Origin of the sequence: Sorangium sp. So ce295 (genome assembly GCF_051527405.1) — a bacterium.
Taxonomy (GTDB): domain Bacteria; phylum Myxococcota_A; class Polyangia; order Polyangiales; family Polyangiaceae; genus Sorangium; species Sorangium cellulosum_B.
Genome location: NZ_CP150324.1, coordinates 1,568,106 through 1,579,138 on the forward strand (window position 1 = coordinate 1,568,106; position 11,033 = coordinate 1,579,138).

General features: G+C 69.9%; 9 protein-coding genes. 4 read left to right on the forward strand and 5 right to left on the reverse strand.

What is annotated here, in order from left to right:
- Positions 1-4: 4 nt before the first annotated feature.
- Complete coding sequence (locus WMF11_RS05880; RefSeq protein ID WP_437976734.1) at positions 5-1,291, reverse strand: MFS transporter; 1,287 nt, start codon at positions 1,289-1,291, stop codon at positions 5-7.
- Between the two features lie 322 nt (positions 1,292-1,613).
- Positions 1,614-2,084: an N-acetyltransferase family protein gene (locus WMF11_RS05885; RefSeq protein ID WP_437976735.1), complete on the reverse strand. Its 471-nt coding sequence runs from the start codon at positions 2,082-2,084 to the stop codon at positions 1,614-1,616.
- 66 nt (positions 2,085-2,150) lie between these two features.
- Here WMF11_RS05885 and WMF11_RS05890 point away from each other — a divergent pair, with 66 nt between their 5' ends.
- The gene (locus WMF11_RS05890; protein WP_437976736.1) at positions 2,151-2,837 is read left to right on the forward strand and encodes a YqiA/YcfP family alpha/beta fold hydrolase; all 687 of its coding nucleotides are present in this window, start codon (positions 2,151-2,153) and stop codon (positions 2,835-2,837) included.
- Between the two features lie 227 nt (positions 2,838-3,064).
- Positions 3,065-3,859: an alpha/beta fold hydrolase gene (locus WMF11_RS05895; protein ID WP_437976737.1), complete on the forward strand. Its 795-nt coding sequence runs from the start codon at positions 3,065-3,067 to the stop codon at positions 3,857-3,859.
- Positions 3,860-3,884: 25 nt separating this feature from the next.
- Here WMF11_RS05895 and WMF11_RS05900 read toward each other — a convergent pair whose 3' ends face one another.
- Positions 3,885-5,684 carry a serine/threonine protein kinase gene (locus WMF11_RS05900; RefSeq protein WP_437976738.1) on the reverse strand — a complete coding sequence of 600 codons (1,800 nt, stop codon included), beginning with the start codon at positions 5,682-5,684 and terminating at the stop codon, positions 3,885-3,887.
- A 242-nt stretch (positions 5,685-5,926) separates the two neighbouring features.
- Here WMF11_RS05900 and WMF11_RS05905 point away from each other — a divergent pair, with 242 nt between their 5' ends.
- Complete coding sequence (locus WMF11_RS05905) at positions 5,927-6,685, forward strand: type IV pili methyl-accepting chemotaxis transducer N-terminal domain-containing protein (RefSeq protein WP_437976739.1); 759 nt, start codon at positions 5,927-5,929, stop codon at positions 6,683-6,685.
- Positions 6,686-6,739: 54 nt separating this feature from the next.
- On the opposite strand, the gene WMF11_RS05910 is transcribed toward WMF11_RS05905, so the two are convergent.
- A complete protein-coding gene (locus WMF11_RS05910) occupies positions 6,740-8,311 on the reverse strand; it encodes a hypothetical protein (RefSeq protein WP_437976740.1) in 1,572 nt (523 codons plus the stop codon).
- A gap of 11 nt (positions 8,312-8,322) precedes the next feature.
- Positions 8,323-10,101: a hypothetical protein gene (locus WMF11_RS05915; protein WP_437976741.1), complete on the reverse strand. Its 1,779-nt coding sequence runs from the start codon at positions 10,099-10,101 to the stop codon at positions 8,323-8,325.
- A gap of 250 nt (positions 10,102-10,351) precedes the next feature.
- On the opposite strand from WMF11_RS05915, the gene WMF11_RS05920 reads away from it, so the two are divergent.
- On the forward strand, positions 10,352-10,885 hold the full coding sequence (locus tag WMF11_RS05920; RefSeq protein ID WP_437976742.1) for a hypothetical protein: 534 nt from the start codon (positions 10,352-10,354) through the stop codon (positions 10,883-10,885).
- Positions 10,886-11,033: the final 148 nt, after the last annotated feature.

Below are 11,033 nucleotides of genomic sequence, written 5' to 3' on the forward strand. Positions count from 1 at the left end.
CGCCTCACGTCGTCGCGGCGGCCTCGGCCGTTCCGCCGCCGTCCGCGCTCTGCTCGGGATCTCGCTTCGCGTGCGGGAAGCGGTCCATGCGGCTGAGCACGGGGAAGCCGAGGGCCCACAGCGCGGCGACCACGAGGGTGGCGCTGCCGCCGAGGAGGATGGCGGGCAGCAGGCCGAGCCAGCTGGCGGTGAGGCCGGACTCGAACTCGCCGAGCTCGTTGGAGGCGCCGATGAACACCGCGTTGACCGCGCTCACCCGCCCTCGGATGGAGTCCGGCGTCTCGAACTGCACGAGGATGTGCCGGATATAGACGCTCACCATGTCGCCTGCGCCGACGAGGAACAGGGCGATGAGCGCGACGGTGAAGCTCCGGGTCTGCCCGAGCGCGATGGTGGCGAGCCCGAACACCGCGACGCCGCCGAACATCCAGCGGCCCACCTGGCGCGTGATCGGCCGGAAGGCGAGGACCCCGGCGGTGATCGCGGCGCCCGCGGCCGGCGCCGTGCGGAGCAGGCCGAGGCCGGTCGGGCCGGCGTGGAGCACGTCGCGCGCATACGCGGGCAGCAGCGCGACCGCCCCGCCGAACAGCACAGCGAACAGGTCGAGCGAGATGGCGCCGAGCACCGCCGGCTTCGACCAGACGAAGCGCAGCCCCTCCAGCACCGCGCTCCACGACGTCGGCTCCGCGCGCCTCGCCTGCCGGGCCGCGTGCACGAGGCTCATGAGCACGAGAGAGACGAGGAGCAGCGCCCCGACGATCGAGTACACGATCGTCGACCCGGCGAGGTAGAGGAGCCCGCCGAGCGTCGGCCCGACGATGACCGCGACATGGAAGCTCGATGAGCTGAGCGCGACCGCCTTGCTGAAGCTGTCCTGCGGCACCAGGTTCATCAGGATCGCCTGCTGCGCCGGCATCATGAAGGCGCGCGCGCTGCCGAACAGCACGAGCACCGCGAACACGGGCCACACCACCGTCAGGCCCGACACCGTGAACGCGAGCAGCAGGAGGGAGCAGAGCAGCTCCACGGAGAGGCCGACCGTGATGATGCGGCGCCGGTCGAACCGATCCGCCGCCTGGCCGGCGAAGAGGATCAGCGCGAAGAAGGGCGCGAACTGGGCGAGGCCGATGAGGCCCAGATCGAAGACATCGCCGGTCAGCGCGTAGACCTGCCAGCCGATCGCGACGCTCTGCATCTGCACCGCGACCGCGGAGAGCAGCCTGGCCGCGAGGTAGAACGCGAAGCTCCGGTGGCGCAGCACGCCGAGCCCGGTGAGGTTGTTGGAAGACATCTCGGCGCCTGCGGCGGCCCTGGTGGGGCGTTGTGGACTCTCGCTCATGCACGATGAGCACTAGGGCATGTCGCGACCGAGTCCAGGAGTCGCGCCGCCGGTATCAGCACACGCGGCGTGTGGGATGGGCGATTCGCGGCTCGCCATTGGCCATGAATCGCAACATCCGTACCACGATCCCCGCGCTCGCGGTGGTCGTCTGGACGGCGCGCCTCGGCCGCGATCAGGCCGGGAGCGCGCCGGGGGGCGCGGCCGCTGCTGCTCCAGCAGCAGCCGGTGGTGCTCGGCTGCGCCGCCACGAGCAATGCCCGTGGCGCGCGCGTCAGCCCTGCGCGAGCCGGGTGAGCGCCTCGCCGGTGAGGCGGTGGACGGTCCACTCGTCCATGGGCTTGGCGCCGAGCTTCCGGTAAAAGCCGAGCGCCGGCTCGTTCCAGTCGAGCACGGACCACTCGAAGCGCCCGCAGCCGCGCTCCACCGCGAGCTTCGCGAGGTGCACGAGCAGGGCCTTGCCGTGGCCTCCTCCGCGGTGCTCCGGGAGCACGAAGAGATCTTCGAGGTAGATCCCGGGCTTGCCGAGGAAGGTGGAGAAGCTCTGGAAGAAGAGGGCGAATCCCACCGGGATCCCCTCCGCTTCGGCCAGGACGACCTCGGCTGCCGGCCTCGGGCCGAAGAGGTGCGCTTCCAGCTCTCTCTCGTCGAAGGTGACCTCGTGCGCGAGCCGCTCGTACTCGGCGAGCATCCGGATGAGGCGGGCGATGGTGGGGATGTCGGCGGCGGTGGCGGGGCGGATCATGGCGTCTCTCCGGCGCCTCATACCGCATCGTCGCGCCGCGGTGGAGGGAGTAGGCTCCCTGCCTGCATGACCATGACGACGCCGCCCTCCGCCGCCGGCCCGCGCTGGCTGTACCTGCACGGCTTCGCCTCGGGCCCGAGCTCGACCAAGGGCGTGCGGATCGCCGCGCACTTCGAGCAGCGCGGGGTGGCCCTCGAGCGGCTCAACCTGCGGGTGCCCTCGTTCGAGCGCTTGCGCCTGAGCGCGATGATCGGCGCCGTGAAGCAGGCGATCGGCGGAGAGCGCGACCGGGCGGTGGTGATGGGCTCGAGCCTCGGCGGCCTCACCGCGTGCCGCGTCGCCGAAGAGGACGCGCGGGTGTGCGCGCTGGTGCTGCTCGCGCCCGCGTTCCGGATCATGGAGCGATGGCGGCTGCGGCTGGGCGAGGAGGGCTTCCGGGCGTGGAAGGAGCGGGGATGGCTCGAGGTCGACGACTACGCGGAGAAGAAGCGAGCCCGGGTGGACTTCGGCTTCGCCGCCGACGCGGCCGAGGTGGATGAGCGCTCGGGGGGCTGGCCGGACGTGCGCGTACCCACGCTGATCGTCCACGGCCGGAGCGACGAGGTGGTGGACATCGAGCTCTCGCGGACGTTCGCCGCAGGGAAGCGGCATGTCCGGCTCATCGAGGTGGACGACGGCCACGAGCTCGTCGCCTCGATCCCGCGCATCCTCCGCGAGGCGGACGAGTTCCTGCGTCACTTCCTCGTCGGCTGACGAACACGCGTCGTCGACAGGACAGCGCGCGCTGAGCGTCTGTTCAGCGTATCCAGCGCGATCCGCGAGCTACGTGAGCCCTGCGTGAACCGCCGGCTGGCCGTCCCCTCACCAGCCGATTGGCATTCTATGCGAAAAGAGCACAGCTATCAAGAGCGAAGCGCGCCGCTTACAGATCGTGGGCGACCGGCCGCGGATCGGCCGCGGTCGAGCGATCGGAGGAGCGAATGGCGACAGCGACGGCCACCGGGCGCACCGCGCCCGTCAACGACATCGAGATGTACTACGAGCTCCGCGGCGAAGGGCCGCCGCTCGTGCTGCTCCACGGCTTCACCGGAGGGAGCAGGGACTGGGCTCACGTGTTCGATCTCGCGGAGCTCGGGTGTGGACACACGGTCATCACCCCCGATCTGCGCGGCCACGGCCGCTCGACCAACCCGGCTGGCTCGCTGACGATCCGCCAGTGCGCCTCCGACGTGTTCGCCCTCCTCGACCACCTGGGGGTGAAAACGTTCCGTGCCATCGGCCTCAGCTTCGGCGCCAAGTGCCTCCTGCACCTGGCCACGCAGCAGCCGGACCGCGTCGCGTCGATGGTCCTCGTGGCCCCCGCACCGTACTTCCCCGAGCAGGCCAGGGCGATCATGCGCCTCGCCTCCGACGAGGGCCGCTCCGAGGAGGAATGGCGGGACATGAGGAGCCGCCACGAGCTCGGCGACGCGCAGATCCGAGCGCTGTGGAATCAGCCGCGCCGCTTCGCGGCCAGCCACGACGACATGAGCTTCACGCCCCCCCACCTGTCGACCATCACGGCGCGCACGATGATCGTCAACGGCGACCGCGATCCGTTCTACCCGGCCGAGCTCGCCCTGGAGATGTACCGCGCCATCCCGCGCTCCTGCCTGTGGATCCTGCCCAACGGCGGACACGGCCCCATCTTCGGCGAGTGGAAGGAGCCGTTCGCCCGCGCGGCGCTCGCGTTCCTGCGCGATGATCCGGGCGAGCTGCACATGATCCGGGCATAACGAGGGAGACGCGCGGCGCGCGGCGTCACTGCGCGCCCTCGGCGCGCTCCTCCACCGGCGCTTGCGCGCCGAGCTTCGGAAGCCGGACGCTCAGCGTCTTCATCTCTCCCGGCTCCACGTTGACCATCAGCGTCTTGGAGGCATGCCCAGGGGCGGACAGCACGAGGCGGTGTCCCTCGCCCACCGTGAGCCCCTCGATCCTCGTGCGATTGCCCTTCCAGAGCTTCCCGTCGACGACGACGTTGGCCGGCGGATCGACCCAGAGCACCACCGTCGCCGTGAGCCTGTCCAGCTCGGCCACGATCTCCTTGAAGCGCGCCTCGTCGCTCAGCTTCACGGCCGTGCGGTACGGCTTGTATCCGTCTCTCGTGAGCTTGATGTGGAGCTCACGCCCGAGCGGAAGCCCGTGGAGCTTGGCCGGCGTGGCGACGGCGTGACGCTCGCCGTTCACCCATAACGTGCAGCCCTCGGGCTTGCTCGTGATCTCCAGCGATCCCTTCGCCTCGATCGGCGCGGGCGGCTCCTGACGGCTCGCCTGGGCGTCGTGGACCATCGTCATGAACTCGGCGTGCCGCTCCGAGAGCTGCCCCTGCATGTAGAGGAACCCAGGCACGAGCGCGAGCGCGCTGGCGGCCGGGATGAACGCCGCAACACCTCCCTTGCCCGCGAGCGGCGGCGGGCTGCTCAGGGTCGCCGGGCTCGTGCTCGTCGGGACGCCGCTCTGGGAGACGGTCGCGCCGCCGCTCATCTCCAGCGACCAGCGCTGCTGCTGCGCCGCGATCACGTCGATGAGCTGCCTGACGCCCAGGAGCGCCTCCTTGTGGCGAGCGAGCTTGTCCCGGAAGAGCGACTCCATCCATGCCGTGAGCCCCATCGGCGAGGCGGGGATGCGCTCGTCACGGATGAGCTCCTCGATCGCGGCGTGCATCTCGCGGGCAGACTGGTAACGATCCTCGCGCCGCTTCTCGAGCGCACGCAGGACGATCTTCTCCAGCGCCTTCGGATAACCGGGCTTGATCGCGCTCGGGAGAGGGTACTCCGAGCCGTGGATCTGGAGGAGCGTCCGCATCTGGGTGCCGCCCTTGAACAGCCGCCTGCCCGTCGTCATCTCGAACAGGACCACGCCGGCGGCGAAGATGTCCGCGCGATGGTCGATGCGATCCCCGGCCACGTGCTCCGGGGCCATGTAGGCGAACTTGCCCATCAGCACGTTCTCTCTCTGCTCTTCGACGTCGCCGAGCTCGCTCCGCGCGATGCCGAAGTCGACGATCTTCACGTCGCCCGTGTAGCTCACGACCACATTGCGCGGCGAGATGTCCCTGTGGACGATGCCGAGCGGCGTACCGTCGAGGCCGCGCTTGTCGTGGACGTACGCGAGCCCCGCGCAGACGCCGAGGATGATGCTGAGCGCGTGCTCGAGCGGGATCCCCCCCGGGTCGCGCTCCGCCGCCTCGCGCACGATCGAGCCGACGTCCTCGCCGTGGATGTGCTCCATCGCAATGAAATACGTCCTGTCCACCTGCCCGGCGTCGAACGTCTGGACGATGTTGGGATGCGAGAGCGTCGCCGCGATGCGCGCCTCGTGGAGCAGCATGTCGATGAGCGACGGATCCTGGTTCATCGAGGGCAGGATGCGCTTGATGACCACGAGCTTCTCGAAGCCGAAGGACGAGCGATGCAGCGCGAGGAAGATCTCCGCCATGCCCCCTGCCGAGAGCTTCGACAGGAGCGTGTATTTGCCGAACTGTTTCGGCAAGAGCTCAGGTGCGTTTCCGGCCGCGCTCGGCGGCGCGCCGCCCGCGGCCAACGCGGTACGCTCTTGCATGAGACATTCTCCTGGTTCCAGTGGACGCTGCTGCAAGGCCAGCGCAAAGGGGCCTCACGAGGAGCGCTCTCAGGCGAGTCTTACCATGGAGCGGTCATGAGATGTCAGCTTATTTGAGCGCGTCCGCATGAAACGGCGGAGCGCGGGACAGCGCGCGCAAAGCACGCTGCGGAAACATGAGCGATACACGTTCGTTCCGATGCTCGGGTAATGTCTCCCTCCTCGCCCATGGAGAGAGAACAATGGCGCAGGTTACCTCTGAGCTCCTGGCACCCACCCGCCGGTTGACGCGCCTGTACGTCAGCGCGCTCGGCGCCGTGGCGCTCTTGTCGGTCGTGGCGCAGCTCCTCGTGCAGCACGCGTTGAACCAGCAGACGAGCGACGCGCACGTCGTCAACGTGGCCGGGCGCCAGCGGATGCTCAGCCAGCGGCTCAGCAAGGCCGCGCTCACGTTCCAGGTGACGACCGACCCCGCCGAGCGCAAGGGCCGCGCCGACGAGCTGGCGCAGGTGATGGCGCTCTGGGAGCGGTCGCATCGCGCGCTCCAGCACGGCGATCCGGGGATGGGCTTGCCGGGGAAGAACACGCCGGAGGTGACCCGCATGTTCCAGGCGATCGAGCCGCTGCACCAGAGCATGCTCCGGGACGGGAAGGATCTGCTCGCCGCGGTCGGCGCCGGCGGGGAAAAGTCGGTGGAGGCGGCCGCCATCCAGCCGATCGTCGGCGCGATCCTCGCGGCGGAGCCGGGCTTCCTGAGCGGGATGGACCGGGTCGTCTCTCAGTACGCTCACGAGGCGACCGCGCGGATCGAGCGGCTCCGCCTCGTCGAGCTGATCCTGCTGTGCGTGACCCTGGGGGTCCTCTTCCTCGAAGGGCTCTATATCTTCCGCCCGGCGGTGCGCGAGATCCGGAGGACGATCAGCCACCTCGTCCAGGCCAGGGGGCACCTCGACAACACGGTTCAGGCGCTCCGGGCGATCGCCGGTATCGGCCAGCCGTGACGCACATGGGCTCTCCGTGACGGCCGAGCGGCGTTCAGAGGGCGAAGGGGGCGGTCACAGCCAGCCGCAGCCGCCGTCGAAGTCGAGGGGGGGCGTGGGCTCCGTGGACGACTGCGATGCACGACAGGCGTCCTCGATGTTCTGTCGCAACATCAGCATCAGGTTGTTGTCGTCCTGGATGTCCGTGTCCGGGTACTTCCCTAGCCACGCCCCGATCGGCGGCTTCATCATCTCGATGACCCCGAGCGAGCGCCGGCAGTCGCCCGCCTGGTAGAAGTCGAGCGCGCCGCGCAGCGCCAGGTACATGTTCAGCATCATGTACGGCTTGCCCGAGCCGCCGTCGGAGATGTTCCACCACCTCGAGTCGGGGTTCTGCCCGGGAGGCAGCGCGTTGAGCAGCGTGGTGTCGACGTCCTGCCCGGCTCCGTCCTTCGCCGAGGTCCAGCCTGCCGTCACCTGGAAGGCCGCCTTGTCCGGCCCGATGTCTTCGGCGAGGGACGCGTCGGCGAGGAGCTCCACGAACAGACCACCACCGCCGCCGCGGCGGCTGCCGCCCACGTCGGTCGCGCCGTCGCGCTGGCCGATGAACAGCGCCGGCATCTCCAGGGCCGCCCCCGCGGCGCTGGCGGTCGCCCGCTTCGTCCCGTAGATGCGCCCCACCTTGTAGCCGGCGGACGGCGTCACCTCCAGGCTGAAGTCCGTTGCCAGCGGGAAGAGCGTGGTCTTCCCCTCCTCCGAGAGCAAACCGCCGAGGTCGCCCGGGCTCAGCGCGTAGGCGTACGTGCCCGCGCCCATCGAGCCCAGCGCCGACGGGATCTTCACAAGGAAGCTCTCGCCCACGCCGATCACGCCGAACGCCGTGCCCTTCTCCACAAGCGCCTCGCCCAGACCGAGGATGCGGTCGGGATCGGTGATACCGCTTGTCGCGTGCCCGCTCGTCAGCAGGAGCACGCGGCGCGCGCCCTCGAAGCCCGCCGCGTCGCCCTCCTCGAACGCGTTCTCGGCGGCGGCGATCCCCTGGTAGAGGCCGACGAGCTCGCCGGCGCCGGCGCCGAGGCGCTCGTCGGCGATGAGGCGCGCGAGCTCCGCCGACTCCGGCGCTGCGAGGAAGGCGCGGCGCTCGACCCGCTCGCCATAGCGGATGACGCTGACGCGGTCCTCGGGACGGAGGCTCTCGAGCAGCCCTCGCATCCCCGCGTCCAGCGCGTCCTCATCGATCCCGGCGAAGCGGCTGTTCTCGACGGCGATCGCCAGGTGAACCGGCGGCCTGTCCAGCGTCGAAGGGGCGACCCCGGTGTTCATCGCGACGAAGGCCATTGTCCAGTTACCCCCGTTGAAGCGCGGCGCCACCGCGAGGAACGGGTGAACACAGACGTCCTTGCCGCAATCGGCGTCGGGCAGGTCGATCGCGTGCTCGGCGAAGAACCCGACCGGATCCAGCGTGTCGAGCGTGGGCACCTTCCCCGCCTTCACGAGCGCGCGGAACTGGGAAATGTCCTGCGCCCCGCCCTGGGCCACGTTGACCGAGCCTGCGGGGACGCCGCTGCCCTCGCCGACGTTGTCGGTGCCGCAACCGACGGCGGCGGCGCAGAGACCGAGTGAGACCAGCTTCATCTTCGACGACATGTGGCTTCTCCTCATTCGTAAGCGATCAACAGATCCGCGGACGCGTTGGGCGTCTGGTAGCCCGCGTCGCACTCGTCACGCCCGGCGAGCACGCGCTCGGCGCGGCCGACCCGCACGCGGAAGTTGGGCCCTTCGAGGGCGTCTCCAGGGCTCAGCAGGGTCTTCGCGCCGCCGCTCTGCACCGCCACCACCGCGTCGGTGACGTAGGCTCCGCAGCCCAGCCGGTCGCCCTCGCAGGCGGTCGCCTCGATCGAGGCAGCGAGGCCCTCGAGCTGGAGCTCGACGACGTTGGGATAAACCTCGAGCCGCTTCGCCGAGTCGATGGCCGAGATCTCGAGGTGGTCGCCCTCGTCGGACCATTGCACCGTTTCGCCCGCCGAGAACGGGAAGTCTTCAATCGGAATGCACAGGTAGTGAGTCAGCGGGGTGAAGCTCGGGTCCGGCTCGCCGCCGCCCTCGCCGCCGGTGCCCATTCCACCTTCGCCGCCGGTGCCGCCGGCACCGGCGCCGCCAGCGCCACCAACGTCGGCTCCGCCAGCACCCGCGCCGCCAGCGCCACCAGCACCCGCGCCGCCAGCGCCACTGCCGCCGGCTCCACCCGCACCCGCGCCGCCGGCGCCACTGCCGCCGGCTCCGCCAGCACCGGCGCCGCCAGCACCCGCGCCGCCCGAGCCATCGCCGGGACCGAGCCGCCGGTAGTTCATGATCAATTCGATGCAGCCGTCCGACAGTGCATCGATGTTCGCGATCTCGCCGACCACTTGCTTCGACCAGGAGCCGGCCCACTGGAAGGACGATTGAGGCGCGCCAGCGCACGCCGAGGGGGCGACGCTCGTCTGCAGCGCGCCCGTCTTCACCTGTCCGGGCGCCACCATCGTGTCCGGCTTCAGCGCGACCCGCCCCGCCACCGTCTCCGCGTCCTTCCAGAAATCGCTGTCGTCGTTCACCTTCTGCGGAATCATGACGGTTTGCAGATCGGACCACCATGCCATCACAGGCCGCAGTCCATCCGTCTCGAGAAGCACCACCTCGCAACGCCCTTCCGAGGTCGGCGCCGTCTCCTCGAAGTTGCCTGCGGCGCGGTGGGCCTCGGTCCTGTTGAGCGGGAGCGTGTCCTGCGGGTCCAGCCGGTACGTGATCCCGAGGTTGAACGCGCTCGGCCCGAACATGCGTGTCGGATCGCCGGAGGTGACGGCGGAGCAATCGATCGACGCGTCCACCCAGCGCACGCGAACGTCCACGGTCCCGGGGGTGGCATTGATGAGATAGGCGTCCGTGAAATAACCCTCGGGTGCGGGGGTGCCGGTCGCGACACAGGCGACGGCGGACGCCCCCAGGATCGCGCGCTCGAGCACCCAGGCGGTGCGTGAGCCTTCCTCGGCGCTCCGGGCCGAGAGTTCCCGGCGGGAAGCCGCGCGCGCGGAGAGGCGCCATGCCGGGACGAGGACCACGAGCGCGGCCAGGTCCGTCGGATCTTGCCAGATACGCCACGTGATCCCCGCGAGCCCCACGAGCCCCACGAGGAGCTGCGCGGCAGCGGCCGAGAGCTTGATCGCCGCGAACGGCGCGACCACGGCCGCGAACGCCAGCGCTCGCCCGCGCGACGTGCGTGCGTCCACGAGCGCCGCTGCGAGGACGGGGGCGACCACGAGGCCGGCGAGGTCGCTGAGCTTGCCGGTGAGGGCGCCTGGCAAGAGCCCGGCGCCTTTCAGGAGGTGGTCGTTGACCACCAGGAGCGCCAGAGCGCCAAGGAAGAGGGGCTGGCGGAGGACCGCGAATCGAGGCGACACAGATTGTCGTGACCGCGACACCAACGTCAGAGCCTCTGCGGGGCGGCCGGCGTTTCGCCGTGATGAGTTCAGCATCGCCGCGAGCCGATAGCAGCGCGCGTGCCAGTCGTACGCGCTTTGCTCGCCGAGGTTGCTCCGCACCCGGCGTGCTACAGCTCGCCCTCGCCCTCGCCCTCGCCCTCGCGCCTCTGCGAGCCGGCGTCTCTCCTGTCCGGCTCGTCCCGGCTTTTTTCGGAGCTCTGCGCGCGCAATGCGATCCTGCCTTTTACCGTCCGCCTTCTCTTTTCTCGCGTCCCTCTCCGGGTGTGGCCCTGTCGACGCTGAGCCCTCGATCCCCGAGGAAGCCAGCGATTGTCCCACGCTGTTCGGCGAGGCCTTCACCGAGACCCGCGCCGTCGACATCGGCGACGCGTCGTCCGGGACGTTCGTGCCCTACGCCGACGGCGCCGGCGTGCGACTGATCCTCGGCAATCAGGGCTCGATGATGATCACGCCCTGGGTCCAGGTGGAGGCTCTGCCCGGCGACGCGGAGGAGACGTGCCATGTGGTGCGCCTCGCGAACGAGCTCGAGGGCCCGCTCGCCAGCGATCCCGAGGGGATCGCCGCCGCGCAGTTCAACGTCCAGTTCATCAAGACCGGCTCTTTCCTGGTCTCGGACGGCGCGCTCTACCACCCCTTCGCGTGGGACCGCGAGACCCTCGAAGGTCAGAAGCTCGGGCTCACGGTGACCGTGCGCGGCGACGGATACGAGGGCACGAAGAGCGTGAGCATCGTGCTGGAGTGAAGAACCCCCCACCTTGGCCGCCATCCCCGACAGCGCTGGCCACGGCCAAGACGGTGGGCGATGTCGTCCTGCAGCACATCAATCTGTTCGATTGCGATCTTCCGCTCGCCTGCGAGCAGATGCTCTGTCGCTCCGATGACGTGCGCTA

Bases quoted from the DNA above. Each gene is read 5' to 3' on its own strand.
- WMF11_RS05880 (WP_437976734.1), bottom strand. From the start codon at position 1,291: ATGTCTTCCAACAACCTCACCGGGCTCGGCGTGCTGCGCCACCGGAGC.
- WMF11_RS05885 (WP_437976735.1), bottom strand. From the start codon at position 2,084: ATGATCCGCCCCGCCACCGCCGCCGACATCCCCACCATCGCCCGCCTC.
- WMF11_RS05890 (WP_437976736.1), top strand. From the start codon at position 2,151: ATGACCATGACGACGCCGCCCTCCGCCGCCGGCCCGCGCTGGCTGTAC.
- WMF11_RS05895 (WP_437976737.1), top strand. From the start codon at position 3,065: ATGGCGACAGCGACGGCCACCGGGCGCACCGCGCCCGTCAACGACATC.
- WMF11_RS05900 (WP_437976738.1), bottom strand. From the start codon at position 5,684: ATGCAAGAGCGTACCGCGTTGGCCGCGGGCGGCGCGCCGCCGAGCGCG.
- WMF11_RS05905 (WP_437976739.1), top strand. From the start codon at position 5,927: ATGGCGCAGGTTACCTCTGAGCTCCTGGCACCCACCCGCCGGTTGACG.
- WMF11_RS05910 (WP_437976740.1), bottom strand. From the start codon at position 8,311: ATGTCGTCGAAGATGAAGCTGGTCTCACTCGGTCTCTGCGCCGCCGCC.
- WMF11_RS05920 (WP_437976742.1), top strand. From the start codon at position 10,352: ATGCGATCCTGCCTTTTACCGTCCGCCTTCTCTTTTCTCGCGTCCCTC.